The 26,743-nt window shown below is 70.9% G+C and carries 24 protein-coding genes and 1 tRNA gene; 18 read left to right on the top strand and 7 right to left on the bottom strand.

What is annotated here, in order from left to right; genetic code table 11:
• The 7 genes from msbA to priA are packed head-to-tail and all read left to right on the top strand — an operon-like array spanning nt 1 to nt 8,177.
• Complete coding sequence (gene msbA, locus TBR22_RS14475; protein WP_239488552.1) at nt 1–1,836, top strand: lipid A export permease/ATP-binding protein MsbA; 1,836 nt, start codon at nt 1–3, stop codon at nt 1,834–1,836.
• Nucleotides 1,833–2,717, top strand: a complete 885-nt coding sequence (locus TBR22_RS14470) for a YicC/YloC family endoribonuclease (protein ID WP_239488551.1) — start codon at nt 1,833–1,835, stop codon at nt 2,715–2,717. The genes msbA and TBR22_RS14470 overlap by 4 nt, the downstream gene beginning before the upstream one ends.
• A complete protein-coding gene (gene gmk, locus TBR22_RS14465; protein ID WP_239488550.1) occupies nt 2,714–3,373 on the top strand; it encodes a guanylate kinase in 660 nt (219 codons plus the stop codon). The genes TBR22_RS14470 and gmk overlap by 4 nt, the downstream gene beginning before the upstream one ends.
• A 44-nt stretch (nt 3,374–3,417) precedes the next feature.
• A complete protein-coding gene (locus tag TBR22_RS14460; protein ID WP_239488549.1) occupies nt 3,418–3,627 on the top strand; it encodes a DNA-directed RNA polymerase subunit omega in 210 nt (69 codons plus the stop codon).
• 28 nt (nt 3,628–3,655) lie between these two features.
• Nucleotides 3,656–4,879, top strand: coding sequence for a bifunctional phosphopantothenoylcysteine decarboxylase/phosphopantothenate--cysteine ligase CoaBC (gene coaBC / locus TBR22_RS14455; protein ID WP_239488548.1), 1,224 nt, complete (start codon nt 3,656–3,658; stop codon nt 4,877–4,879).
• Entirely contained in the window at nt 4,876–5,706 is an 831-nt protein-coding gene (locus TBR22_RS14450) for a uracil-DNA glycosylase (protein ID WP_239488547.1), read from the top strand. Before coaBC ends, TBR22_RS14450 begins: the two co-directional genes overlap by 4 nt.
• Nucleotides 5,706–8,177, top strand: coding sequence for a primosomal protein N' (gene priA / locus TBR22_RS14445; protein ID WP_239488546.1), 2,472 nt, complete (start codon nt 5,706–5,708; stop codon nt 8,175–8,177). The genes TBR22_RS14450 and priA overlap by 1 nt, the downstream gene beginning before the upstream one ends.
• Nucleotides 8,178–8,321: 144 nt before the next feature.
• On the opposite strand, the gene TBR22_RS14440 is transcribed toward priA, so the two are convergent.
• A complete protein-coding gene (locus TBR22_RS14440; RefSeq protein ID WP_239488545.1) occupies nt 8,322–9,371 on the bottom strand; it encodes a site-2 protease family protein in 1,050 nt (349 codons plus the stop codon).
• 13 nt (nt 9,372–9,384) lie between these two features.
• Nucleotides 9,385–9,657 (bottom strand): HU family DNA-binding protein, encoded by a 273-nt coding sequence (locus TBR22_RS14435; protein WP_239488544.1) that lies wholly within the window; start codon nt 9,655–9,657, stop codon nt 9,385–9,387.
• A 61-nt stretch (nt 9,658–9,718) separates the two neighbouring features.
• Between TBR22_RS14435 and der the strand changes: the two genes are divergently transcribed.
• A complete protein-coding gene (gene der / locus TBR22_RS14430; RefSeq protein WP_239488543.1) occupies nt 9,719–11,143 on the top strand; it encodes a ribosome biogenesis GTPase Der in 1,425 nt (474 codons plus the stop codon).
• Nucleotides 11,144–11,176: 33 nt separating this feature from the next.
• A complete protein-coding gene (locus tag TBR22_RS14425) occupies nt 11,177–11,692 on the top strand; it encodes a MerR family transcriptional regulator (RefSeq protein WP_239488542.1) in 516 nt (171 codons plus the stop codon).
• A 54-nt stretch (nt 11,693–11,746) separates the two neighbouring features.
• On the opposite strand, the gene TBR22_RS14420 is transcribed toward TBR22_RS14425, so the two are convergent.
• Nucleotides 11,747–12,754, bottom strand: a complete 1,008-nt coding sequence (locus tag TBR22_RS14420; RefSeq protein WP_239488541.1) for an LLM class flavin-dependent oxidoreductase — start codon at nt 12,752–12,754, stop codon at nt 11,747–11,749.
• A gap of 98 nt (nt 12,755–12,852) precedes the next feature.
• Here TBR22_RS14420 and TBR22_RS14415 point away from each other — a divergent pair.
• Together TBR22_RS14415 and TBR22_RS14410 are read left to right on the top strand one after the other, a co-directional pair.
• A tRNA-Pro gene (locus TBR22_RS14415) sits at nt 12,853–12,929 on the top strand.
• Between the two features lie 172 nt (nt 12,930–13,101).
• On the top strand, nt 13,102–14,493 hold the full coding sequence (locus tag TBR22_RS14410; protein WP_239488540.1) for a hypothetical protein: 1,392 nt from the start codon (nt 13,102–13,104) through the stop codon (nt 14,491–14,493).
• Between the two features lie 43 nt (nt 14,494–14,536).
• On the opposite strand, the gene TBR22_RS14405 is transcribed toward TBR22_RS14410, so the two are convergent.
• Nucleotides 14,537–14,905 (bottom strand): hypothetical protein, encoded by a 369-nt coding sequence (locus TBR22_RS14405; protein WP_239488539.1) that lies wholly within the window; start codon nt 14,903–14,905, stop codon nt 14,537–14,539.
• 72 nt (nt 14,906–14,977) lie between these two features.
• Between TBR22_RS14405 and TBR22_RS14400 the strand changes: the two genes are divergently transcribed.
• Nucleotides 14,978–18,160 carry a DUF1553 domain-containing protein gene (locus TBR22_RS14400; RefSeq protein WP_239488538.1) on the top strand — a complete coding sequence of 1,061 codons (3,183 nt, stop codon included), beginning with the start codon at nt 14,978–14,980 and terminating at the stop codon, nt 18,158–18,160.
• 10 nt (nt 18,161–18,170) lie between these two features.
• Entirely contained in the window at nt 18,171–19,634 is a 1,464-nt protein-coding gene (locus TBR22_RS14395; protein WP_239488537.1) for a DUF1501 domain-containing protein, read from the top strand.
• 96 nt (nt 19,635–19,730) lie between these two features.
• On the opposite strand, the gene TBR22_RS14390 is transcribed toward TBR22_RS14395, so the two are convergent.
• Nucleotides 19,731–20,240 (bottom strand): DinB family protein, encoded by a 510-nt coding sequence (locus tag TBR22_RS14390; protein WP_239488536.1) that lies wholly within the window; start codon nt 20,238–20,240, stop codon nt 19,731–19,733.
• Nucleotides 20,237–20,686, bottom strand: a complete 450-nt coding sequence (locus tag TBR22_RS14385) for a hypothetical protein (RefSeq protein ID WP_239488535.1) — start codon at nt 20,684–20,686, stop codon at nt 20,237–20,239. The genes TBR22_RS14390 and TBR22_RS14385 overlap by 4 nt, the downstream gene beginning before the upstream one ends.
• Nucleotides 20,687–21,034: 348 nt before the next feature.
• Here TBR22_RS14385 and TBR22_RS14380 point away from each other — a divergent pair, with 348 nt between their 5' ends.
• Genes TBR22_RS14380 through TBR22_RS14365 form a run of 4 tightly spaced genes read left to right on the top strand, consistent with a single transcriptional unit; the run spans nt 21,035 to nt 25,150 of the window.
• Nucleotides 21,035–21,805: a phytanoyl-CoA dioxygenase family protein gene (locus tag TBR22_RS14380; protein WP_239488534.1), complete on the top strand. Its 771-nt coding sequence runs from the start codon at nt 21,035–21,037 to the stop codon at nt 21,803–21,805.
• On the top strand, nt 21,805–22,917 hold the full coding sequence (locus TBR22_RS14375; protein ID WP_239488533.1) for a HupE/UreJ family protein: 1,113 nt from the start codon (nt 21,805–21,807) through the stop codon (nt 22,915–22,917). Before TBR22_RS14380 ends, TBR22_RS14375 begins: the two co-directional genes overlap by 1 nt.
• Nucleotides 22,918–22,970: 53 nt before the next feature.
• Nucleotides 22,971–23,840: an MBL fold metallo-hydrolase gene (locus TBR22_RS14370; RefSeq protein WP_239488532.1), complete on the top strand. Its 870-nt coding sequence runs from the start codon at nt 22,971–22,973 to the stop codon at nt 23,838–23,840.
• 14 nt (nt 23,841–23,854) lie between these two features.
• The gene (locus tag TBR22_RS14365; protein WP_239488531.1) at nt 23,855–25,150 is read left to right on the top strand and encodes a Gfo/Idh/MocA family protein; all 1,296 of its coding nucleotides are present in this window, start codon (nt 23,855–23,857) and stop codon (nt 25,148–25,150) included.
• Between the two features lie 183 nt (nt 25,151–25,333).
• On the opposite strand, the gene TBR22_RS14360 is transcribed toward TBR22_RS14365, so the two are convergent.
• Nucleotides 25,334–26,260 carry an META domain-containing protein gene (locus tag TBR22_RS14360; protein WP_239488530.1) on the bottom strand — a complete coding sequence of 309 codons (927 nt, stop codon included), beginning with the start codon at nt 26,258–26,260 and terminating at the stop codon, nt 25,334–25,336.
• Nucleotides 26,261–26,312: 52 nt separating this feature from the next.
• Here TBR22_RS14360 and TBR22_RS14355 point away from each other — a divergent pair, with 52 nt between their 5' ends.
• Entirely contained in the window at nt 26,313–26,471 is a 159-nt protein-coding gene (locus TBR22_RS14355) for a hypothetical protein (protein ID WP_239488529.1), read from the top strand.
• Nucleotides 26,472–26,743 lie beyond the last annotated feature (272 nt).

The raw sequence follows: 26,743 nt of genomic DNA, 5'->3' as shown, positions 1-26,743 counted from the left end.
GTGACTGTCCTGCTCCGGCTGCTCCGCTACGCGCGTCCCTATCGCGCCCGCATCGTCGCGGCCTTCGCGGCGATGGTGGCCTATGGGGCGGCGTCGGCGGGCGTCGTCTACCTGATCAAGCCGATCTTCGACCAGGCCCTCGGCAGCCAGTCGCAGCTGCCGACCATCGCGCTGGCGATTGTCGGCGTGTACCTGGTGAAGGGGCTTGGCGCGTACCTGTCGGCCTACCTGATGACCGACGTCGGGCAGCGCGTCGTGCGCGACATCCGCAACCAGATGTTCGGGCACGTGCTGGGGCAGTCGGCGGCGTTCTTCTCGCGGCGATCGACGGGGCAGCTCCTCTCGCGCGTCAACAACGACGTCAACCAGGTGCAGCAGGTGGTGTCGCAGACGCTCGGCGACATCATCCGCGAGGGCTTCGCGCTGGTCGGCTACATCGGGCTGCTCTTCTACCACGACGCCCGACTCGCGCTGGTGTCGCTGACCGGCGCGCCGGTGCTCATCTACCCGCTGGTGCGGCTCGGCCAGCGCGTCCGTCGCCGTGGCCGGCGCTCGCAGGAACAGCTCGAGGTCCTCACGCACATCACGGCCGAGGCGTTTGGCGGGCACCGCATCGTCAAGGCATTCGGTGCCGAGGCGCGCGAGCAGGCCCGCTTCGAGGAGGCCTCGCACCGGGTGTACCGCACCAACATGCAGGTGACCAGCACCGTGTCGGCGCTGCCGCCGCTCATGGAGTGGCTGGGGGGCATCGCCGTCGCGGCCATGCTCTGGTACGGCGCGTCGCAGATCGGCCGCGGGCGCCTGACGATGGGCGAGTTCATGCTCTTCGTCACGACGCTGTTCCTGATGTACGAGCCGATCAAGCGGCTCAGCCGCGTCAACGCGACGCTGCAGCAGGCGATGGCCGCCGCCCAGCGGATCTTCGAACTGCTCGACACCCACACCGAGGTCACCGATCGCCCGGGGGCAGTGCCGATGCCGCGGCCACGCACCGCCGTGGAGTTCCGTGAGGTCAGCTTCGCGTACGCCGATCGCGACAGGCGCACCGTGCTCGACGGCGTGTCGTTCCGCGTCGAGGCCGGCGAGATCATCGCCATCGTCGGGCTCAGCGGCGCCGGCAAGACGACGCTGGTCAACCTGCTGCCGCGGTTCTACGACGTGACCGGCGGCGCCATCCTCATCGACGGCATGGACATCCGCGACGCGACGCTCGCCTCGCTGCGCGCGCACATCGGCCTGGTGACGCAGGAGACCGTGCTGTTCGACGACACGATCGCGAGCAACATCGCGTACGGACGACCGGACGCGTCGGCCGCCGAGATCGAGGCCGCGGCGCGCGCTGCCCACGCCCACGAGTTCATCGCCATGTTGCCCGAGCGCTACGAGACGCGCATCGGCGAGCGGGGCGGCCGCCTGAGCGGCGGCCAGCGGCAGCGGCTGGCGATCGCGCGCGCCATCCTGAAGGACTCGCCGATCCTGGTGCTCGACGAGGCCACCTCCTCGCTCGACGCCGAGTCCGAGCGGCTCGTCCAGGAGGCGTTGCAGGCGCTGATGCGCAATCGCACGTCGTTCGTGATCGCGCACCGCCTGTCGACGGTGCGCAGCGCCGACCGCATCATCGTGCTCGAGCAGGGGCGCATCGTCGAGACCGGCCGGCACGACGAGTTGCTGGCGCGCGCCGGCGGGGTGTACAGCCGGTTGTACGCCTTGCAGATGTTCGGCAACGAGGCGGCTGCCGAGGGCAGAACAGTCACGGCCACGGCGGACGTGCCGTCGGGGCCCCCGAGGCCTGCCGCGGGACAGGCGACCACCGTTCCCGCGATGGAAGACCGATGATCGTGTCGATGACGGGTTTTGCGGCGGCCAGCCGCGAGACCGAGGACCTGGCGGTGACCGTCACGCTGCGCAGCGTGAACCACCGGCACCTCGACGTGCAGTTCCGCCTTCCGCAGTCGGTGCAGGCGCTCGAGCACGTGCTGCGCGCCACCGTGCAGCAGCGACTCGCCCGCGGGCGCGTCGAGGTGGCGATGACCGTGCAGGAACGCGTCGAGCCGGTCACGGTGGTGGAGTTCGACGAGACGATCGTCAACGCGGTGGGGGAGGCCGTGGCCCGGGCGCGCGCGTCGGGCGTGGTGGAGGGAGCGCTCCTGCCCGGCGACATGCTGCGGATTCCCCAGGTGCTCAAGGTGCGCGAGGAGCGGCCGGCCATCGATGCGGCGCGCCTCGAGACCGTCGTGACCGAGGTCCTCGACGAGGCCTTGCGGGCGCTCCAGGTGATGCGCTGCAAGGAAGGCGATTTCCTGGCCGCCGAGCTCGAGGAGCGGCGGCAGGCGCTGATCGGCCTGGTCGATGCCGTCGAGGAGGCCAGCCGTGAGGGGGCCGCGGCCATCCAGGAGCGGCTGTTACAACGCGTCGCGGAACTCCGGCTCGACCCGCAGGTCGATCCGACCCTGGTGGCGCAGGAGGTGGTCAAGTTCGTGGCCCGCTCGGAGATCCGGGAGGAACTGGTCCGGCTGCGGGCCCACCTGGCCCACTGGGTGGAGTTGGTGACGGGCGACGAGCCGGTCGGCCGCAAGCTCGACTTTCTTCTACAAGAGATGAACCGCGAGGTGAATACAATAGGCTCCAAGGCCGAGGGCGCCCGCGCCTCTGCCCTGGTGGTGACCGCCAAGGCCGAGCTCGAGAAACTGCGGGAGCAGGTCCAGAACGTGGAATGACGACCACCGCGCAGCAGCCGACTCACGTCCCGGGCGGGGGGCAGCTCTTCGTCGTGTCCGCGCCCTCGGGCACGGGCAAGACCACCGTGGTCGAACGCCTGGTTCAGGTCGTGCCGGGGCTGACCATGTCCCGGAGCTACACGTCGCGCAACGCGCGCGCCGGCGAGCGCGACGGGGTAGACTATAATTTCGTGTCCCGCGCCACCTTCGAGGCCATGGTGGCCCGCGGGGAGTTCCTCGAGCACGCCGACGTCTTCGGCAACCTGTACGGGACCGGCCGGGCCGATGCCGAGCAGCTGATGGCCTCGGGCAAGGACGTGGTCCTGGTCATCGACGTGCAGGGCGCTGGACAGGTCCGGGCGACCGGCATACCGCTGGTCACCGTGTTCGTCCTGCCGCCGTCGTTCGAGGTGCTCGAACAACGCCTCCGGGGGCGTGGCAAGGACCCGGACGCCGCGATCCGGCGCCGTCTCGACACGGCGCGGGGCGAGGTGGCGGCCTACGAGGACTACGACTACGTGGTCGTCAACGACGACCTCGATGCCTGCGTGACGGCGATGCGCAGCATCATCCTGGCCGAGCGGGTCCGTCGCACACGGATGCGACCCACGGCCGAGGCAATCCTGAAGACGTTCGGCGCCCAGCCGGTCGCCTGACGCGCGGCAGGGCCCCGAGAGCGCCCGGAGCAACGCCAGTACCCATGGTCGATCGCAGCACCCTCCCCAACGCCTTCGAGTTCGTCGTCGTGGCCTCGGCCCGTGCCAAGCAGCTGCTGCAGGGCTGCGTGCCCAAGGTCGAGCCGAGTGGCAAGCCGGCGCGCACGGCGCAACGTGAGGTCCTCGAGGGCCTCGTACAGCCCGTGTACTCCGACGAAGCCCCGATCGACCCGCAGGCGCCCACCCCGGTCTAGTCCGGCAGTCCCGCAGGAGGCACTCGGCATGGCCCTGGTGGCCGTCGGCGTCAGCGGAGGCATCAGCGCGTACAAGGCGGTCGAGGTGGTCCGCCTCCTCCAGAAGGCCGGCCACGAGGTCGCGGTCGTGATGACGCGCGCCGCGACGCGCTTTGTCGGCCCGCTCACCTTCGAGGCCATCACGCGCCGCCGCGTCGTCACCAGCCAGTGGACGCCGGGCGCCAACGCCGACATCGAGCACATCGCGCTCGCCTCCGACGCGGCGTTGTTCCTGGTGGTGCCGGCGACCGCCAACACCATCGCCAGGCTCGCCCATGGCCTGGCGGGCGATTTCCTGACGTCGCTGGCCCTGGCCACGCGGGCGCCCGTCCTGCTGGCGCCGGCGATGAACACGCACATGTACGACCATCCGGCCACGCAGGCCAACCTGGCCACCCTGCGGAGCCGAGGCGTCCACCTGGTCGAACCGGGCGAGGGCTACCTCGCCTGCGGCTGGGTGGGCAAGGGCCGGCTGGCCGAGCCCGACGTGATCGCGGCGGCCGCGCTGCGGCTCCTCGCCCCGTCGCGTGCGTTGGCCGGGCGGCGGGTCCTGGTGACCGCCGGGCCGACCTTCGAGGACCTCGATCCCGTCCGCTACCTCGGGAACCGTTCGAGCGGGCGCATGGGCATGGCCGTGGCGGCCGAGGCGGCGGCGCGAGGCGCCGATGTCACCCTGGTGCTCGGGCCTACCGCCGTCGAGCCGCCGGGCGGCATGCGCGTGGTGCGCGTCCGTTCCGCCCGGGAGATGCATGCCGCCGTCACCGAGGCGCGCGACCACGCCGATGCCATCGTGATGGCGGCCGCCGTTGCCGACTACGCGCCGGCCGGCGGGCCGGCCGGTGGCAAGGTCAAGAAGCAGGAAGGGCCGCTGACCGTGACGCTGGAGCGGACGGTCGACATCCTCGCGGACCTCGGAGGCTGGCGGGCCGGGCGTCCGCATCCCGTCCTGGTCGGCTTCGCCGCGGAGACGTCCGACGTGCTGGCCTACGCAGCGCGCAAGCGGGAATCCAAGCAGGTCGACCTGATCGTCGCCAACGACGTCAGCCAGGCCGGTGCCGGCTTCGAAGTGGACACCAACGTCGCGAGTTTCGTGACCGCCAGCGGGACGCAGTCGTTTCCCCTCGAAGCCAAGTCGGTGCTGGCCGCGCGCATCGTCGACTTCATCGCCGCCAGGCTCGCCCCGGCCGCCAGTGACCGCATGGTGCCAGCATGAGCGACGGCCAGGATCCCCGCGCGCAACTGCGTGCGCACCTGCAGTTCTACGCCGACCTCGGCATCGCCGGCTTCAGCCGCGACGCGGCGTGGACGGGGAGGCGGGCAGCGGAAGCCGGGCACCGGGCACCGGAGGAGCGCATCGCCAGTGCCTCGAATGCCCTGTCAGTCGAGCAGGACGCCTCGACGGCTGACGGCCGATTGCCGACGGCCGATCTCTCGGCGCTCGACTCCCTCGAGGCCCTGCGCGCCCACATCGGCCCACAGTGCACGCGCTGCAAGCTCTGTCAGCTCGGGCGCAAGCAGGTGGTCTTCGGCGTCGGCAACCCGCAGGCCGACCTGATGTTCGTCGGCGAGGCCCCCGGCTCGGACGAAGACGAGCAGGGCGTCCCGTTCGTCGGTCGGGCGGGGCAGCTGCTCACGAAGATCATCGAGGCGATCGAGATGCGTCGCGACGACGTGTACATCGCCAACGTCATCAAGTGCCGGCCGCCTGGCAATCGCAACCCCGAGCCGGACGAAGTGGCGGTGTGCGAGCCGTTCCTCTTCCGGCAGATCGACCTCGTGCGTCCCCGCGTCATCGTCGCGCTCGGCAAGTTCGCCGCGCAGAGCCTGTTGCGCACCGACACGCCGATCACCAAGCTGCGCGGACGTGTCCACCAGTTCCGCGGCGCCACGCTCGTGCCGACCTTCCATCCCGCGTACCTGCTCCGCAGCCCGGACAAGAAGCGCGAGACGTGGGAGGACATGAAGCTGGTGCGCTCCCTCCTGCGACAGGCCCCCGGCGAGACGGGCCCCGCCGCAGTCGAGGGCGGCGAGGCGCGCTGATGCGCCTGGTCCGCGTGGCCGTGCCCGTCCCGGGGCTCGGCCTGCTGACCTATCGCCTGCCGGACGGCCTGCAGGCGCCCCGCGGCACGCGCGTCATCGTGCCCGTCGGCCCGCGCAAGGTCACCGGCCTGGTCACCCACGACAACGCCCCGCCAGACGACGTCCCGGACCGCTTGCGGGACGTGCTGGAGGTGCTCGACGACGTTACGTTCCTGCCCGAGCCGGTGGTGGACCTCGCGTTGTGGGTCGGCGAGTACTACCTCGCCGGGCCGGGCGAGGTGATCTCGGCGGCGATGCCGCCCAAGGGCTGGCTGCGCGGCGACATGACCCTCACCCTGGCCGAGGACGCGGGTGAGGTGGAGGTGCACGGTGCCTTCGAGTTGCCGCTCGACGATCAGGTCGACGAGGCGGTGCTCGCGCTGTTGCGCGAGAAGGGACCGGTCCTGCGGCGGCAGGTGCCACGTGCCGTCGCGACGCGCCTGCGTGCGACCGACGTGACGCCCGACGTGGTCTCGCGCGCCGTGCGTCGCCTGCTCAGGCTGGGCCAGGTGCGGCTGCAACCCGTGGTCACCGGGAAGGCCGACGCGGCGCGCAAGCGTCGGTGGATTCGGCCCACCGCGCTCGCCAGCGAGCCCGCGAGCCAGCGCCTCGGGGCACGACAGGCCGCGGCGTGCGCCGTGCTGGTGGGCTCACCCGAGGGCGTCGACGCCAACGTGCTGCGCGACCAGGGCATCGGCAGCGAGGTGGTGCGTCGGTTGGTCGCGATGGGCCTGGCCACCGTGGAGTGGCGCGCCGTGGAGCGCGACCCGTTCGCGAGCGGCTCGGCGGGCGTGTCCGACGCGCTGGCCGCGCCGGCATTCCTCCCGCTGACGGGCGAGCAGGAGGCGACGCTGGCGACGCTCGAGCCGCTGCTCGAGCGCGGGTTCCACGCGGCCTTGTTGCACGGCGTGACCGGCAGCGGCAAGACGCAGGTCTACCTCCGGCTGGCGCGCGCGGCGCTGGCGCGCAACCGCGGCGTGCTGCTGCTGGTGCCCGAGATCGCCCTGACCTCCGCCGTCGCGTCGCTGTTCCGGCGGGCGTTCGGCGAACGCGTCGCGATCCAGCACTCCGGGCTGTCCGACGGCGAGCGCTACGACCAATGGCACCGCATCCGCCGCGGCGAAGTGGACGTGGTCATCGGCACGCGATCGGCGGTGTTCGCGCCGCTGCCCGACGTCGGGCTGGTGATCGTCGACGAGGAGCACGACACCGCCTACAAGCAGGAGGAGAGCCCGCGCTACCACGGGCGCGACGCCGCGCTGGTGCGGGCGCGGGACGCCGGGGCGCTGGCCGTGCTCGGGTCGGCCACCCCGTCGCTCGAGACGTGGCGCCATGCGTCGGAGGGACGGTATCGCCTCGTGCAGATGCGGCAGCGTGTCAACGATCGCCCGCTCGCCGAGGTGGAGACCATCGACATGCGCGACGTGCTCGCCACCGAGGGGCCGGACGTCGTGTTGAGCCAGCCGTTGCGCGAGGCGTTGCAGGCGTGTGTCGCCCGTCACGAACAGGCGATGGTGCTCCTCAACCGACGCGGGTACGCGCCATCGCTGCTGTGTCGCGGCTGCGGCAACAGCGCCGAGTGCCCCAACTGCGCGGTGACGCTCACGGTGCATCGTCGCGCCGGACAGGTGCGGTGTCATTACTGCGGGTACGCAGCCGCGCTCCCGACGGCGTGCCCCTCGTGCAAAGGCGAGTTCCTCGAGTACACGGGTGTGGGCACCGAGCGGGTGGAGCAGTCGGTGCTCGAGGCGGTGCCGGGCGCGCGCGTGGCGCGGGTGGACCGTGACACGATGCAGCGGCGCGGCGCCATCGGGCAGGTGCTCGCGCGGTTCGCGCGTCGCGAGCTCGACGTGCTGGTCGGCACGCAGATGATTGCCAAGGGCCACGACTTCCCGCAGGTGACGCTGGTCGGCGTGGTGTCGGCCGACATCGGCCTCGGCGTCGCGGACTTCCGCGCTGCGGAGCGCACGTTCCAGTTGCTCACGCAGGTGGCCGGCAGGGCGGGCCGGGGGGACATCCGCGGCACCGCGTTGGTGCAGACGCTGCATCCGCACCACTATGCGATCGGCATGGCGGCGCGGCAGGCCTACGACGAGTTCGTGGTGCGCGAGATGGAGTACCGCGAGCGCATGCGGTACCCGCCCTGGCTGTCGCTGATCAACATCGTGGTGCGGCACGCGTCGCTGGCGACCGCGCTCAAGGAGGCCGGACAGCTTGCCGACACGCTGCGGTCACTCGCGGCGGAGCGCTTCGGCGTGCTCGGGCCGGCGCCGGCGCCGCTCGGGCGGTTGCGCGGCGAGTCGCGCGTGCAGCTGTTCCTGAAGGGCCGCGACCGCGCGGCGATGCGTCAGGCGACCCGCCAGGCGATCAGCGGGATGCCGTCCTTGCAGAAGCGCGTGACGGTCGACGTCGATCCGCTGACGATGCTCTGAGGGTGGTCATTTGAAATTTGAAATTTGAAATTCTCGCGGGCGACGGCCTTCGGCCGGTCGCCCCGCTTGGCGCCTTGAGCGGCACGGCCGACAGGGCGGCCGCCGATCAATTTCAAATTTCGAATTTCAAATTGCTCGTGTCAGCTACCGGCCGCCGACGAAGTCCATCGGGCTGATCGGCACCGGCGTGAAGCTGAGGGCGAACATCGCCACGGCGACGACGGCCAGGGCGAGGCGCACGTTCCCGATGGGCAGGTGTTCCTCGCCGACCGGCGGGTGATCGAGGCCGAACGCGTAGGTCATCAGCACCAGCAGCACCGTCCACACCGCCCAGCTGTACGACACGAACACGGCCAGCCCCAGCAGGATCAGGACCGACACGAGCGTCACGTAGCGCGAGGCGCGTCCGACGATCGCGTGCACGATGTGGCCGCCGTCGAGTTGCCCGGCCGGAAAGAGGTTGAGGGCCGTCGCAAGCAGGCCGAACCACGCGGCAAAGCCCGTGGGGTGCATCACGAACAACGCACGGTCCGGCAGGGCGCCGAAGTAGAACTTCTGCAGCAAGGTCAGCAGCAGCGGATCGCCGAGGTTGAGTCCGCCCTGCAGCGCGAACTGGCGGGGCAGTCGCACGACGTACGAATGCGAGACGCCGTAGATGGCCAGGGGCAGCAGCACGAGGAAGCCGGCCAGCGGACCGGCGATGCCGACATCGAAGAGGGCGCGTCGGGTGCGCGGCAGCGCCATCCGGATCACCGCCCCGAGCGTACCGACGATCGAGAACATCGGAGCCGGCACGAAATACGGGAGCGATGCCGGGATCCGGTAATATCGACACGCGAAGTAGTGCCCGAGTTCATGCGAGCCGAGGATCAACAGCGCCGGCACGCTGAACCAGAGGCCGCCGAGCAAGGCCACGGGGGCCGTGACCACCACTCGCCGCGTGCCCACGGCCGAGACGTAGTTCAGGAAGAAGCTCGATCCGGCCCACGTCATCGTGACGAACGTGAGCACGAGCAGCAGCAGGTGGACCCAGCCGCGTGAACCGATGCGGACGGGGGCTTCCACGGGTGGCGTGAGTGGGCCGGTCGTCCACGCCTGATCCTGCGCCGACCAGCGAACCTGGCGCGCGTCGGAGAACGGATCCGGTTCGTCGCCGGGGCCGAAGGGGGGCGGAGGCAGGGGAGGCGTGGACACGGGCGGAGGAAGTTCAGCCGCCGATGTTCTGGAGATCCTTGCCCGGCTTGAACCGGATGGTGCGGCCCGGCGGGATGCGCACCTCCTTGCCCGTCCGGGGGTTGCGGCCAATGCCGCGCTTGCGGGGCTTCACCTGGAAGACGCCGAAGCCGCGCAATTCGATACGCTCGCCACGTTTCATGGCCTCGCGCATCGCCTCGAAGACGGCCTCGACGGCGATCTCGGCCTTCACCTTGGTGATGTCGGCAATCGTCGCCACTTCGTTGATGATGTCGACCTTGATCATCGTCAGCCGCTAAGAAGCATAGATTCAGGGGTTTAGCAGTGTCAATCCGCAAGATGCCCGCATGACAGGACCCTCCGCCCGCGCGCTGCCCACCGTGGTGCTCGTCGGACGCCCCAACGTGGGGAAGTCGACGCTCTTCAACCGCATCACGCGGACCCGCCGCGCCATCGTCAACGCGATGGCCGGGACGACGCGCGACGTCCTCGCGCACGAGGCGTCCTGGAACGAGGTGCCGTTGCGCCTGGTCGACACCGGCGGCATCTTCGGCCACACCGAGGATCCGCTGCACGACATGGTCGTGGAACACGGCAAGCGCGCCATTGCGCAGGCCGACCTCATCATCTTCGTGGTCGATGGCCGCGAAGGTCGCCTGCCGGGCGACGACGAGATTGCGGCCGCCGTGCGCACGACCAGCGCGCCGGTGCTGCTCGCCGTCAACAAGGCCGACGACAAGCGCGCGCGCGACCGCATGTACGAGTTCTTCTCGTTCGGCTTCGACCACGTCTTCGAGATCGCGGCCGAGCACGGCACGGGCGTGCCGGAACTGCTCGACGAGGCGCTGGCGCAGCTGAAGGCGGCCGGCAAGGTCGGCCGCAGCGGCAGCGAGGAGAACCCGGACGAGATCGCGGTCGCCATCGTCGGCCGGCCCAACGTCGGCAAGTCATCGCTGGTCAACCGGCTCCTGCGCGAGGAGCGGCTCATCGTCAGCGACATCCCCGGCACCACGCGCGACGCCATCGACACCGTGCTGCAGTGGCACAAGCGGACGTTCCGCATCGTCGACACGGCCGGGATCCGGCGGCCGGGCAAGGTGGCCAGCGCTCACGCCGTCGAGATGGTCAGCGTGCTCACGGCCAAGCGCGCCATGGAGCGGGCCGACGTCGCCGTGCTCGTGATCGATGCGTCGCAGGGCGCCACCGACCAGGACGCGGCCATTGCCGGTGAGGCGGAACGCCTCGGCTGCGGGATGATCATCGCGGCCAACAAGTGGGACCTCACCAAGGGGGAGGGCGACCGCTACTACAAGGATTTCGACGAGGAGCAGCGCTTCCGGATGAAGTTCCTCGACTACGCGCCGCTGCTGCACATCTCGGCGCTCACCGGCGAGCGCGCGCCCAAGCTGCTCGAGACCGTCGATCGGGTGGCCGCGGCCCGCAAGAAGCGCGTCACGACGGGCGAACTCAACCGCTTCGTCGAGCGCCTCGCGCGCGAGCATCCACCGTCGAGTCCCGACAAGAAGCACGTCAAGATCCTCTACGCCGCACAGACCGGTGTCGCGCCGCCCCAGTTCGTGTTCTTCACCAACGTGGCGACCGGCTTCCACTTCTCGTACGAGCGCTTCCTCATCAACAGCCTGCGCGAGACCTTCGGGTTCGAGGGCACGCCGATCCGCATCAGCGTCCGCAGGCGCGAGGGGCGTCGTCAGAGTCCGAAGGGCGAAGAGGGCAAGAGGGTCAGGAAGGCACGACCGACGTCGAAAGACTGAACGTTCGCCTTTGACAGGTCCTATACTTTCACCGTGCCCGACGTGGTGATTCCGGACAAGCCCGCGTTCAAGGCCGGGGAAGTGTGCGAGCTCGCGCAGATCCAGCCGTACGTGCTGCGCTCGTGGGAATCGGAGTTCCCCGACCTGGGGTTGTCGAAGACCCCCGGCGGCCCGCGAATCTACAGGCGCGCCGATGTCGAGCGGGTGCTGCGCATCCGTGAGCTCGTCTTCACCGAAGGGCTGACGCTCTCGGGCGTCCGCCGTCGCTTCGAGGCCGAGCAGCCACCGGCCCCGGACGACCTCTTCACCCTCGCCGCCGAGTTGCAGGCCGCCGAAGCCGCCAACGCCAGGCCGGTGACCGGCCGGGGTGCCCCGGCGCGGGAGGTGGCCGCTCCGGTCGTCGCCTCGGCGCCCGAGCCGGTCGTGTCCGAGGAGGCGCGTCTGAAGCTGGCCAAGGTCAAACAGGACATGCGCTCGCTGCTGGACCTGCTGGGGCCGCCCGGCGCGACCCCGCCCCCGGCGCCCGCCCGGCGCTCGCGACGCGCCTGATCCGCTGCTGCCCGGGACCGGCCAGGGTTCCTCCCTCCGCCCCGCGCCCGCTCGTCAGCCTCGCCAGGCTTCCATCAACCGCGTGTAACTCGCGCGACGTTCTGCGGTGTCGTGGACCACGGTGGTGACCATCACCTCCGATGCCCCGAAGGCGCGCGCCAGACCGCGTGCCTGTTCGGCCACGTCCGCGGCGGTGCCGAGCAGCAGGCGACTGCGGACGTGACCGACGATGGCGCGGTCGCCGGCGGTGAAGGCGTAGGCGCGTGCTTCCGCGACCGACGGCACCCGCTGGTGCACGTCGCCCCCGAGGAACCGCACCCAGAGCAGGTCGCCGCTCGACGCGAGGTCCTCGGCATGCGCCCTCGACTCGCCGCAGATCGCCGACACGGCCAGGATGGCCTCGGGTGACTCCCGTCGCGGCGTCGGGCGGAATGCGGTGCGGTAGATCTCGAAGGCTGCGAGCGCCGGGGCGGGGTCGATGTGGTACGCGAAGGCGAAGCCGAGTCCCAGCGTCGCCGCCAGTCGCGCCCCGAACGTGCTCGAGCCCAGCATCCACACCGGCGGGGCAGGCACGCCCGTCGGCATGGCGAGCACCGCACGACCGCCATCGGCGGTCGGCGCGTCCTCCAGGTAGGCGAGCAGGTCCTGCACGCGGTCCGGAAAGTCCTCGGCCATGAGGGCCTGAGGCGAGCGGCGCAATGCCAGCGAAGTGCGCTGGTCCGTGCCGGGGGCGCGACCGATGCCGAGGTCGATGCGACCCGGATGCAGGGCTTCGAGGACGCGGAACCATTCGGCGACCTTCAGCGGACTGTAGTTGGGCAGCATCACGCCGCCGGACCCGACGCGCAGGGTGCGGGTGGCGGCGGCGACCTGGCCGATGAGGATCTCGGGTGCCGGGCACGCGAGCGCGCCCGTGTTGTGGTGCTCGGCGAGCCAGAAGCGGTGATACCCGAGGGCCTCCACGTGCTGCGCCAACGTCACGGACTCGCGCAGGGCCGTTCCTGCCGTGGACCCGGACGGGAAGGGCGTGAGGTCGAGCACGGACAGGCGCGGCGAGGTCATGGAGCCATTGTGGAACGCCGGTCGCCCCTCGTGACCGGACCCTAGCCCCCGGCGCCTTGGTTGCGGTACACTCTGCGTTCGCGCCGTACGGCGCCGGTCGGGATGTAGCGCAGCCTGGTAGCGCACCTGAATGGGGTTCAGGGGGTCGCGAGTTCGAATCTCGCCATCCCGACCAATCCTCCCCCCCTCACAATTTCGCCACTCCGGTCGGCCGCCGCGGCCGCCGAGCCGTGCCGCGTGCCGCGTGCTGCGGGGGGGCGGGCTGTCGCCTGCGTAGCGGGGCTCGACGTGCCGATTACCCCGGGGATGCGACCCGCCCGTGGGGCGCGACGCGTCGCGTTTCACCGATGACCCGCCTCCTCGACGTGCTTTTGGGGTTGCTCGCCCTGTTCGGTCTACTCTCGCTGGCGGAGGGCAGCCTCGTCGCCGGCAGCGTGTCGATCCTCGTGGCGGGGGTCGGCGCCCTCGTCGTGCCTCGTGGCGCGGGCACGGCCAACCCGGCATGGGGCAGGGAAGCCGCCCACGTCGCCGACGTCATCGTCGACCAGGTGCTGTTCGATCACTTCGGGCTGAGCGACGCCGAACTCGAGGCGCTGGCGGCCGTCCTTCCCGAGCCGGTACGCGGCCCCGCGCCCTTCTGGTTCCTGTTGCATGCCGGCTGGCTGGTGCGCGAGGCCGCACGGCGACGGCACGGCGATGCCTTCGTCGAGCAGCTGCGCGCCGCCATGCGCGCGCGCCTGCGACTGAAGGGCGGCAATTTCGACGGCCCCCGGTGGTTTGCCACGCTCGACGGTGCGTTCACCCGTGCGGACGAGGCCATGCGACATCCCGAGGAGGGCGACCCGCCGCACACGCTGCGCGTCGCCCGCAGCCTGCTCGGCGCGAACGCGGGGAGTCCGTACGAGGGGCGCCTTGGCGTCGCCGCCGACGTGGACCGCCAACTGGCGACCTGCCTGCGCGCGCTCGAGGAACACCTGGCGCCGACGATCGATGCGCTGGCCGGGGTGGCGACGCCGGGCACAGCCACGCCTGCTGCCGAGGCCGCCTCGGCGGTCGTGGTGGAGGCAGGTCCACGCGAGCGTCTCCTCCTGCACCGCGATGGCAACGTGTTGTTCGCGCCCGAGCGCCGCGTCGTGACACCCGACGCCCTCGCGCAGGCCCGTGCCGACGACGCGCAGGAGTGCGAGGTCTTGCGGCAGCGCGCCGCCGACGTCCTGGCCGCCTCGGCCTCCGACGCGCATGGCTCGGACCCGACCCATTGCCAGGCACGGCTGGATGACCTGGCGGCGCTGATGGCGGCCTGCGCGCGCTACGGTTCGGCCGAGACGCTGGCGATCCGCGAGCAGTGCCGTACGGCGGCCCTCGACCTGGTGGGGGCGGCCCGCCACCGGCCGTCCTCGTCGCCCGAGCGCGATGCAACCTGGCAGGGATGGCTCGACAGCGAGGAGACACGCTTCAAGCGCCTGCCGGCGTCTTCGCCGGCGGACGGGATCGACGCCGTGCCCGAGGAGGACGTGGCGGCAATCGTCTGCTCGTGGACGCCCGACCGCATCCGCGACCTGGCCGCGCGCCTCGGCATCGACGGCCCGGAATGGCAGCGCCTGGTGCCACTGTGCGTGGAGCGCCTGCTGGCGGCCGAGCAGGAGGGGTATCCCGAAGAGCGCGTCGCCGAGCGGCTCGCCGCCCTTGGACGGCCGCGAGGGGTGCCGATGGGCCAGCCCGACGTCACGCCCGCCTGAGCCGCCGCGGTGGTGGTGCGCCGTGCGGCCGACGCCGCGGCCATCAGGTGCGCGGCGCTCGCCCTGCCGCCGCGAAGTGGTCGCGCGCCTTGCGCAGCGCCGCGACGCTCGGGCCACGGTGCCACAGCGTGATGCCGTGGAGCAGGTCGTGCGCCTTGCCCAGCGCCTCCCGTAGCAGGTCGGTGCCCTCGGGCAACGTCACGCCCGGGCGGTGCGCCAGCACGTCGAGTCCTTCGACGGCACGAGAGATGTCCGCGACCAGTTCATCGGCCAGCGCATCGAGGACGGGCAGGCGAGCCGCCAGGTCGTCGGTGTCGCGGGCGATCTCGATGACTGCCTGCACCCGTTGCTGCCAGCCACGCAGCGCGGCATGCACGGCGTGCACGTCGGTCGGCCTGGCGTGGTCGTTCACGGGCGCAACGCGGACAGGATGTCCATGGCGGTCTAGTTTGACAGCCTACCAACGGCTTCACAGAATGCGCGCATGACCTTCCTGCGGCGGGCGGCGTCGTGGGGGCTGGCGACCGGCCTCCTGGCCTCGGCCCTCGCTGCCGCGACGGCGGCCTCCGCGCCGGGCCAGGCGTCGTCGGCGGCGACCTCGACCCGCGTCTCGTTCACCCGCGACGTCCGGCCGCTGCTGTCGGACCGTTGCTTCCGCTGCCATGGCCCCGACCCGCGGACGCGCAAGGCCCGCCTGCGTCTCGACACCCGCGACGGGCTTTTCCAGGAACTCGAGGTCGGCACGGCGGTGGTCGTGCCAGGCGCGCCCGAGCGGAGCGAGTTGATCCGCCGCGTGTCCCTCGCGCCCGATGACGAGGACGTGATGCCTCCGGCCGACGCCCACCTGTCGCTCTCGGACGCGGAGAAGGCCCTGCTGCGCCAGTGGGTCGTCGAAGGCGCGGAGTTCCGCGGGCACTGGTCGTGGGAGCCGATCGTCGCGCCGGCCGTGCCGCCCACGTCCACGGGCCCGTCGCATCCGGTGGACGCCTTCGTGCGCGCCGCGCTCGCCGGGGACGGCATCGCGCCGTCGCCCCGCGCTGCGCCGGACGTGCTGCTCCGGCGCGTGACCTTCTCGCTCACCGGCTTGCCGCCGACGCCCGCCGAACTCGAGGCGTTCCGCGCCGACCCGTCCGAGGCTCGCTACGCAGCGGCGATCGAGCGCCTGCTGGCCTCGCCCGCGTACGGCGAGCGGATGGCGGCCGACTGGCTCGACCTGGCCCGGTACGCCGACACGTACGGCTACCAGGCCGACGTGACGCGGGACATGTCGCCCTACCGCGACTGGGTGATCGGCGCCTTCAACTCCAACCTGCCCTACGACCAGTTCCTGACGTGGCAGCTCGCGGGTGACCTGCTGCCGGGCGCGACGCGCGCGCAGCGGATCGCCACGGCGTTCAACCGCCTCCATCGCCAGACCAACGAGGGCGGCAGCATCGAGGCCGAGTTCCGCACCGAGTACGTGGCCGACCGCGTCAACACGTTCGGCACGGCGATGCTCGGCCTCGGGCTCGAATGCGCCCGCTGTCACGACCACAAGTTCGACCCGATCACCCAACGCGACTACTTCTCGCTGTTTGCGTTCTTCAACAGCATCGACGAGTCGGGCCTCTACTCGCACTTCACCAACGCGACGCCGTCGCCGTCGCTGCTGCTGTGGCCCTCGCACGCGCAGGAGGCGGCGCACGCGCGCGTGGTGCGCCGCATCGCCGCGCTCGAGCATCGGCTCGAGGGGCTCGCGCCTTCCACCGATCCGGCGTTCCAGCGCTGGCAGCGCAGCCCGTCGGCCATCGTGTCCCCGTCACCGATCGCCGCGTTCCCCTTCGACACCGTCGTGAACGGCACGACGCCCGGCCTGTCCGGAAAGGACAGCGCCACCCTCCAGGATGGCCCGGCACTGGTGGACGATGGGGAGGCAAGCGGCGGCAAGGCGTTGCGTTTCAGCGGCGACAACGCCGCCGTGCTCGGGTCGGTCCGTCAGTTCTCGCGCACCGACGCCTTCTCCGTGGCCCTGCGCATCAAGCCGACCGAGCGGCAGGATCGCGCCGTCGTGATTCATCAGTCGCGTGCCTGGACCGACGCGGGCAGTCGCGGATTCGAGCTCACCCTCGAGGACGGCCGGCCCTCGGCCGCGCTCGTGCACTTCTGGCCCGGCAACGCCATCGCCATTCGTGCGCGCGAGCCGTTGCCCCGCGGCGCCTGGTCCTCGGTGGTGGTCACGTACGACGGGTCGAGCCGGGCGTCAGGGCTCGCGCTCTACCTCGACGGCACGCCCGTGCCGGTCGACATCGTCCGTGACCGGCTCTACAAGGACATCCTGTACGACCCGGCGGCCGGCGACCTGCAGGCCAGGCCGACGCCGCTGACAATCGGTGCCCGCTTCCGCGACAGTGGATTCAGGAACGGGCTGGTCGACGACCTGCGCGTGTACGACGTCGCGCTGACGGCGGCGGAAGTCGCCGGACGTGTTCCCGGGGAGCCGCAAGCGGCGCGCGCCCATTACCTCGCGAGGGTGTCGCCCGAGGCGCAGCGGCTGCAGGCGCAATTGCGGCAGGCGCGGGTCGAGGAGCAGCGGCGAATCAGGCTCGTCCCGGAACTGATGGTGATGGAGGAACTGCCCGAGGCGCGTCCGGCGCACCTGCTCGCGCGCGGCGCCTACGACGCGCCCGGCCCGGTGGTGCCGCGCGACACGCCGGCCAGCCTGCCGCCCTTGCCGAAGGATCAGCCGCGCAACAGGCTCGGCCTGGCGCGCTGGCTCACCAGCCGCGACAACCCCCTCACGGCGCGGGTCGCCGTCAACCGCATCTGGAAGATGCATTTCGGTCGCGGCCTGGTGGCCTCGGCCGAGGACTTCGGCAGCCAGGGACGCCAGCCGACGCACCCCGAGCTGCTCGACTGGCTCGCCGCTCGCTTCATCGACAGCGGCTGGGACGTCAAGGCGATGCACCGCCTGATCGTCGGCTCGCAGACGTTCCAGCAGGCCTCCGACGCGTCTCCCGACCTGGTGCGACAGGATCCAGAGAATCTGCGACTCGCGCGCGGGCCGGCCGTGCGGTTGCCCGCCGAGCACGTGCGCGACAGCGCCCTCGCGGCGAGTGGGCTGCTGGTGCGGCGGGTCGGCGGGCGCAGCGTGAAGCCCTATCAGCCCGAGGGGCTCTGGGAGCAGTCGGGCACGGGGCAGAAGTACGTGCAGGATCACGGCGCCGCGCTGTACCGGCGCAGCCTCTACACGTTCTGGCGACGCACGTCGCCGCCGCCGTCGATGACGACCTTCGACGCGGTCTCGCGCGAGGTGTGCGTGGCGCGGCGCGAGACGACGCAGACGCCGCTGCAGGCGCTCGTGCTGTTGAACGACCCGCAGTTCGTCGAGGCGGCGCGGGTCCTCGCCGAGCGGTTGGTGCGCGCGCATCCATCCGACCCGGAGGCGCGCCATCGCGCGGCCTTTCTCGCACTGGCCGGCCGTCCGCCGACGGCCGCCGAGGCGCGGGTGCTCGCCGAGGCGGCCGCGCAGCAACGTCGGTTCGCGGCGGCCGATCCGAAGGCGGCCGCGCAGTGGCTCGCCGTCGGCGAGCGTCCGCGCGATGCGCGGCTGCCGGTCATCGACGTCGCGGCGACGATGGCCGTGACGACGTTGATCATGAACACCGAGGCCTTCGTGGTCACCCGATGAGGCGGGCCGGATGAGCATCCATCACTGCACGGGCGATCTGCCCACCGCCGGTCTCTCGCGGCGTGCGCTGCTGCAACGCGTCGGCATGGGCCTGGGCAGCGTGGCCCTCGGCAGTCTCGTGCACCCGCGCGTCGCCGCAGCGGCGGGCCCCACGGCGACGCCCGGCGTCCTCGGTCGCGCGCTGCACTTCACGCCTCGCGCCAGGCGGGTCATCTACCTGTTCATGGCGGGCGGCCCGTCGCAGATGGAGACGTTCGACGACAAGCCGGTACTGCGGGCGCGCAACGGCGAACAACTGCCCGATTCGGTGCGCCAGGGGCAGCGGCTCACGGGCATGTCCGGCAACCAGTCGTCGTTGCCGCTGGCCGGCTCGCAGTTCGGGTTCTCGCGGGCGGGCCGGTCGGGCACCTGGGTCTCCGACCTGCTGCCGCACACGGCGCGCGTGATCGACGAGCTCTGCGTCGTGCGGTCCATGTACACGGACGCGATCAACCACGATCCGGCGATCACGTTCTTCCAGACCGGGTCGCAGATCGCCGGGCGCCCGAGCATGGGCGCCTGGGTGCATTACGGCCTGGGCAGCGACACCGATGACCTGCCGGCCTTCGTCGTGCTGATCACGCCAGGAAAGGTCGATCAGCCGCTGTACTCCCGGCTGTGGGGGAGCGGCTTCCTGCCGTCGCAGCATCAGGGGGTGCAGTTCCGCAGCGGCAAGGACGCGGTCTTGTACCTGGCCAATCCTGCCGGCGTGAGTCCGCAGTCACGGCGCGCGCTCCTCGACCGCTTGCGCGACCTGCAGGCCGAGGCAGCGGCGCAGATCGGCGATGCGGAGGTCGACGCGCGCATCGCACAGTACGAGATGGCGTACCGGATGCAGGCCAGCGTGCCGGGCGTGATGGACTTGTCGGGCGAGACCGCGGAGACCTTCGAGCTGTACGGCCCCGACGCGCGGCAGCCGGGCACCTTCGCCGCCAATTGCCTGCTCGCGCGGCGCCTCGCCGAGCGGGGCGTGAAGTTCATCCAGCTGTATCACCAGGGCTGGGATCAGCACGACAGCCTGCCGAAAGGCATCGAGCGGCAGTGCCGCGAGACCGATCGCGCGAGCGCGGCACTGGTGACCGACCTGAAGCGACGCGGCCTGCTCGACGACACGCTCGTGGTGTGGGGCGGGGAGTTCGGTCGTACCAGCTATTCGCAGGGGAAGCTGACGGCGACCAACTACGGGCGCGATCACCATCCGCGCTGCTTCTCGATGTGGATGGCCGGCGGCGGCGTGAAGGCCGGCTACGTGCACGGCGCCACCGACGACTTCGGCTACAACATCGTCGACGGCGGCGTCCACGTGCACGACCTGCACGCGACGATGCTGCGGCTGCTCGGCGTGGACCACGAACGGCTCACGTACTTTCACCAGGGCCGCCGGTTCCGGTTGACCGACGTGCACGGGAAGGTCGTCGACGCGCTGCTGGCGTAGCGCGCGCTGCCTGCCGACCTGAAGGTCGGCAGGTACGAGCAGAAATGCGTAGGCGTCGACCTTCAGGTCGACGCGCACGCATGGTCGGAGCCTGTCCTACTGCTCGCCCGGGGACAGCTTGTTCAGGCGCATGTAGGTGACCACGTTGCCGTAGTGCAGGCCCGTGTGGGCGAGCAGATGCGCCGCGTAGTAGCTCTTGACGCGCGCGGTGCCGTTGGCCGTCTTCACCGTCTCGGCCAGCGTCGCGTCGGTGGCGGCCTTCAGTGCCGCGTCGCAGTAGTCGAACGCGCCGGTCAGCGCGGCGAGCACGTCGGCCTTGGCCAGTGGCGCGTCGGCGTCGACCTTGGGCCGCTTGCCGGGCGTGCCCGCCAGCCCGGAACAGATGCTGTAGCTCGCGTCGGCGATGTGCAGGAACTGCTTGCGCAGCGTGAAGACCTCCGGCGTCGCCTGGAATCCGTAGATCGATTCGGGGGCCTTGTTGGCCGCCGTCATCACCTGCGCCTTCACGGCTGCGAACTCGGTGCGGATGCCGTCGATGGCGGTCTGGGCCGCGGCGGGAACGGAGGAGAGGAGCAGGGCGGCAACGGCAAGCAGGGCAGGTCTCATTCGATGGTCTCCACGAAGGGGGTGCCCACGGCCGCAGCGATGTCGGCCAGCAGGCGGCTGTCGAGGGCCTGCGCGACCGGGTGGGCCTGCAGCGCCTCGTAGGAATCGAACACGGCCACGTAGCGCTCGTCGAGGAGTTCCCATTCCTCGAGGATGATCTTCTGCGCTCGCGTGAGGTACGCCGAGAGTGTACCCACTTGCGCCACCTTCACGCCCGTGAAGCGAAGCGTCCTGGGCACGTCACGGTTGCGGAAGTCCCAACCCACCAGTTCGACCGGCGCCATCTCACCGCGGGGCGCAGGCCGCGCGTCCCGGCGTCCGGCGACCAGTTCGAGCGCGGTGGTGACCAGGGCAGACAGGCTCTCGCCGCGCGCCGCCGCCAGGCTCCTGGCCGACTCCCAGACCGGTTGATCGCTGTCCTTCACGTACAACGTCACCTGAGGCATGAAGTACTCCTGTGGAAAAGTATACATGCACGTATACTTATCTCGACGCAATCCAAGGGAACTCGACAGGATCGCGGGGGCGCCCGGGTGCGCGCGGCACTGACCGCGGCCTGCCCCGAGGCACGCTGCCCGCGGGATGCATGGCGGGCGTGTTGGCCGACCGACGGTCGCTACGCCAGGTTCGGATCCCATGGTTTGAATAAGGTTTCCGCCTCGTCGAGCGTGCAGGGGCACGTATAAAGTGAACTAAGTATACAGCTATGTAGTGCCCGCGAAGCTCGGGCCGGCGACTTGCACTTCTCGTCGCCTCGACGTGCGTCCTGCTCGGCTGTGCGGCACAATGCGGCCGTGTCGTCACCGGTCAACGCCACGCGCTTCGAAGACGACGGGTTCGTGGTGGTCCGCGAGGCGTTTCCGCCAGCGGTCGCCGCCGAGTGTCGCGCCCTGTTGTGGCCGCAGACGGGGTGCGACCCGCGCGACCGGAGCACCTGGACACGTCCCGTGGTCCGCCTCGGCGATCAGGCCGCCGAACCATTCCGCGCCGCCGCCAATACGCCGGCCCTCCACGCCGCCTTCGACGTGTTGGTGGGCCCCGGCCGCTGGACCCCGCGGGTCAGCCTCGGCACCTGTCCCGTGCGGTTCCCCTCGCCAGAGGACCCCGGCGACGCCGGCTGGCACGTCGACGCCGGCTTCTACGCCGCCGACGGCTCCATGCGCCTCACGGTGGATTCCCGCGGCCGCGCGTTGCTGATGCTCTTCCTGTTCTCGGATACGGGCCCCGACGACGCCCCGACGCGGCTCCTGGTGGGGTCGCACCTGGACATCCCGCGATTGCTGCAGCCGGCCGGCCCGGACGGGCTGACGTTCATGGAACTGGCCCAGCGATTCCCGCCGTCGACGCTGGCGCGGCCGCTCGCCTTCGCCACCGGACGCGCCGGCGACGTGTTCCTCTGCCATCCGTTCCTGGTCCACGCGGCGCAACCGCACCACGGGACGATGCCGCGATTCCTCGCCCAGCCGCCGTTGCACCCGGCGGCGCCGCTGCAACTCGATCGCGCCGATGGCGCCTACTCGCCGGTCGAGCGTGCCATCCGCCGGGGCCTCGGGCATCCGCAGTGATGCGCTCGTGCCAAGCGATCGCCGCGACCTACGCGGTCCGTGCGTGCCTGTTGGCCGCCCTGATCCTGGTGGCGGGGACGCGGCCGGTGGCGGCGCACCCGGCGCCGTTCAGTTACCTCGACGTGAAGGTCTCGCCCGCCCGCCTCGACGGAACGTTGGTGCTGCACACCATCGACGTGGCCCGCGAAGTGGGGCTGCCGGATCCGCGCGCCCTGGCCGAACCGGCGACGGTGGCGCGTCACCTGGACGCCATCGTCACCCTGGTCACCACGCGTGCGGCCATCGAGGCGGACGGCACGCCCATCACCTGGCAGATCGACCGGGTGGAGCCTGTTCCGGGCCAGGACGCCGTGGCCATCGCCTGGCATGCGCAGTTGTCACGGTCGCCCGGCCTGCTGGGGATCGGCGCGCGTCTGTTCCCGGGCGAGTCCAATCACCAGACCTTCGTGACCGTGTATGAAGGCGATCAGGTGCGCTGGCAGGACGTGCTCGACAACCAGCGCTACCGCGCCGAGTACTTCACGGGCACGCGCCAGGGGCGGATGGCCGTGCTGCGGCGGTTCGTCGCCTCGGGCATCCACCACATCGCGATCGGCCCCGATCACATCCTCTTCATCATCGGGCTGCTGCTTCCGGGCGGCACGCTGCGGCGCCTGCTGGCGATCGTCACGGCCTTCACGGTCGGGCACAGCGTCACGCTGGCGCTGGCCACGTTGTCGATCGTCGACCCGCCCGCCCGCATCGTCGAGCCGCTGATCGCGCTCAGCATCGTCTTCGTCGGCGCCGACACGCTGCTGGTCGGGGGGCGTGGTCGCGACGTGCGGCTCTGGGTGGCGCTCGTCTTCGGCCTCGTGCACGGCTTCGGGTTCGCAGGCGTGCTGCGCGAGCAGGGCTTGCCACCGACCGCCCTTGGGGTATCGTTGTTCGCGTTCAACCTGGGCGTGGAGATCGGCCAGGCCGCCATCGTGGTGGTGGTCGCCTCCGCCATGGCGGCGGTGCGGCGTCGCGCGCCGCGGGTCGCCGAGCGGATCGTGGTCGTCGGCTCCGTGGTGGTGCTGCTGGCCGGCGCGTGGTGGTTCGTCGAGCGCACGTGGCTCTCGGCCCCCAGGTAAGGCCGGGTGTCTCACCCGGCCCAATGGTCAGGCGTCACGCAAGGAGCGGCGACATGCGAAGGTTCTTCCTCATCGGCGTCCTCGTGGCCTTCGGCGCCGCGGGCATCATGGCGCGGCAACCGGCGGGCGGGCCGCCGCAGGTGGCCGAGATCCTGAAGGTCAAGGACAACCTGTACGTGGTGAAGGGCGGCGGTGGCAACACGGCGGCCTTCATCACCAGAGCCGGCGTGGTCCTGGTGGACACCAAGCTCGCCAACTGGGGCGAGCGGATCATGCAGCAGGTGCGCACGGTCACCGACAAGCCGGTGACGACGATCATCAACACCCACACGCACGGGGATCACACGGGCAGCAACGAGTACTTCCCGGCGTCGGTCGAGGTGGTGGCGCACGTCAACACCAAGGCCAACATGGAGAAGATGCCGGCCTTCGCCGGCGAGAAGGCGCAGTTCCTGCCCGACCGGACCTACACCGACCGGTTGACGCTGGGCTCGGGCGACGAGCGCATCGAGTTGCGCCACTTCGGCCCCGGCCACACCAACGGCGACACCATCGTCGTCTTCCCGGCGTTGCGGGTGGCGCATACCGGCGACCTGTTCGCGGGCCTCGGGACGCCGCTCATCGACACGAAGAACGGCGGCACGGGCGTGGCGTACCCCGAGACCCTGAAGAAGGCGGCGGCCGGCATCTCCGGCGTCGACACGGTGATCCCCGGTCACGCCGACGTGATGCCCTGGAGCCGCTTCGTCGAGTTCGGGCAGTTCAACGCCGCGTTCCTCGCTGCCGTGCAACAGGCCATCAAGGACGGCAAGACGGCAGAGGAGGCCTTCGCGGGCCTGAAGCTGCCGGAGCAGTTCAAGGACTACCAGATCGGTCGAGGCCAGGCCAACGTGTCGGCCATCTATGCCGAGCTGAAGAAGTAAGCGGAGCCCTACGCGTGTCTGATCAGCAGGGCGGCGTGTCGCGCCGCGTGTTCCTCGGCGCGGCCGCCGGCCTCGCCTCCGTCATCCATCGTCCGGCCTTCGCCCAGCCGGCAGCGCCGAGTGACCAGTTGCGCCTCGCGTTGATTGGCGTCGGTGGCATGGGCACGGGGCGCCTCAAGGACTTCATCACCCACCCCGACGTGCGCATCGCGGCCATCTGCGACGTCGACAGCCGCCACCGCGACGCCGCCATCGCGCTGGTGAACGGCGCGCTCGGGTACGCGCCGGCAGGGGAGGGCGACTTCCGCCGCCTGCTCACCCGCAAGGACATCGACGCGGTCGCCATCCAGACGCCCGATCACTGGCACGCCATCACGGCGGTGCGCGCGATGGAGGCCGGCAAGGACGTGTTCGTCGAGAAGCCGCTTGCGTACAGCGTGGCGGAAGGGCGAGCCATGGCCGACGCCTCGACCCGCCATGCCCGGGTCACGCAGATGGGCAACCACATCCACAACACCGGGCGGAACTACCGCAACGTGGTGGAGCTGGTGAGGTCGGGCGCGCTGGGGCGCATCCACCGCGTGCAGTGCTGGAAGACGTGGGACGGTCCGCTGACCAACGGCGAACCGGCGACGCGCCCGGCCGAACTCGACTACGACTTCTGGCTCGGCCCCGCGCCGCGGCGCGAATACCACCCGCTCCGGTCGCACCGGTCCTTCCGCAACTTCTGGGACTACTCGGGCGGCACGTTCATCGACTTCTGGTGCCACATCGTCGACGTGGCCGTGTGGGCGCTCGACCTGAAGGCGCCGCGCAGCGTGTCGGCGATGGGCGGGCGATACGTCGTCAACGACGTCACCGAGACGCCGGACACGATGGAGGCGCTCCTCGAGTATCCCGAACTGCTGCTGTCGTTCAGCCTGCGTCCGGCGCCGCCGACGGGCTTCACGCACATGGGCGGTATCGGGTGCGTGTTCGAAGGCAGCGAGGCGACGCTGGTCACCAACTACGGCCGGCACGAGGTGTGGGTGAAGGGCAAGCTCGTCGAGGACTTCCCGCGGCCTGCCCAGAGCATCCCCGATTCGCCCGGGCACCTGCGCGAGTTCATCGACGCGATCAAGGCCCGCAACCTCGAGACCACGTGCAACGTGCGCTACGGTCATCGGCTGACGAAGCTGGGCCTGCTGTCCAACATCGCCTATCGCACCGGGCGCCGGCTGCACTGGGACGACACGCGCGAGCGGTTCGTCGGCGACGACGATGCGAACCGGTACCTTTCGCGGAAGTTCAGGAAGCCGTACGCGTTGTGACGTTTAACGTTTGACGTTTGACGTTTAACGCTCAACGCGGATCGCGGATCGGGCAACGCCGACCGCCGACCGCCGAACGAAGGCCTGTCCGCCGGAGCCTTGGCGGAGGCGGAACGTAGCCGTCGCCCTTGGGCGACGGTCAGGGATACGTCAGGGAGGACGCGAGAAGCGGCCCGATGCCGGTCAATTCTTCCTGAACAGGATCGTGTGCGTCACGCTGGCGTCGCCGCCTGACAGGTGGAGGCGTCCTGCCAGGAACGTGTAGCGGGTCGCGGCCTGGAGCGCGGTGAGGTAGCGGGTCTCGGTGGCGTTGGCGGCCTCCTCGGCGCACAGGCGGCGGGTGCCGGCGGTCGGCCCGACCTTCACGGTGCCGGGTGTCGACTCGGTCAGCGCGCCGGTGTAGCGGTTGCAGCCGGATGTGCCAGAGATCCGCCCATTCTCGTACGTCAGGGTCGGCGCCGTGATGCCGGCCGGCACGGGCGTGCCGTCGATCTCGACGGCGGTCCACGCGGCGCCGCCCAGGGTGGCGACCGAGAGCGTGCCAGTGACCACGGACGACTGCAGGCCCAGTCGGCCGCCCTGCAAGCGGTAGGTCCTGGTGGCCAGCTGCGTGGCGCAACACGCCGCGTCCTTCGGGCCGATCTCGACGACCTCGAGGACGATGTCGCGGCCAGCCAGGCGCAGGTCGCGGATCCTGGTGCGGTCGCCGACCAGGGTGGAACCGACGCTGGTGGCCTTGCCGCCGCGCAGGCCGACGACGGTCAGCACGACGCGCTCGCCGTTGCCGCCCTCGTTGGTGGCGATCACGGCAGCCGCGTCGGCACCGGGCGCGTCATCGAGGTCGCCGATGGCGGTCAGCGGCGCGAGCAGCGTGGCCGTGGGCCTGGAGGCCCCTCCCGGCGCGTACGGCGCCCCTTCGTACCGTCCGTCGACCAGCGTGATCGGCGTGTCGAAGGCGCCGAGAATGGTGGCCGAGGCCACGGCGCCGGCGGTCATGGCGGCCGGGGGGCCGGTGTTCACCCCAGCCTGCCTGGCCCCGCATCCGGCGAGCAGGCCAGTCGCCACCAGCAACATCGCCGCCCGCGCCCCCCCGGTCATCATCCACGGCATCCTGTCGACTCCTCGCGGTCGCGCGTCTCGGTTCGTGTTATTCAAGGACGCGATGCTCGACCCGCTCGTGCGCCTCGTCAGGCTCATTCACATGACGATTGGCATCAGTGAACCCAAGCCGGCCGAGGAGCGGACGATCGCGCTGGCGTGGCTGGCGCTCTTCCTCGCGCTCCTCGGCATTTTCGTCTTCGGACTCTTCGTGCTCGGCTGACGTTCCCTCGGGAGGTCTACCGGCCGGGTACGACGGGGGGCGCGGCACGGCCACGGCTGAGAGGGCGGCCGCCAGCGAGGCGCGGGACGACAGCAGTCTCGAGGACCATCTGGACATGCGGCACCCTTGGAGTGAAAGGAACTTCCGGACCGAGTGCTGAGCCGGGTACCTGTTGGTTCCCAGAGCGAGCAGTCGCCCCGGGCGCACGGATGTTCGCTGCCCCCGGGATGGCTCGTTGGTCAGGAGAGCGCCTCGGTCGTGAGGACCCGGCG

This window comes from Luteitalea sp. TBR-22, assembly GCF_016865485.1.
Classification (GTDB): Bacteria; Acidobacteriota; Vicinamibacteria; order Vicinamibacterales; family Vicinamibacteraceae; genus Luteitalea.
Note: the sequence above shows the minus strand (reverse complement) of the source record. Positions and strands in the feature narration are given on the sequence as shown.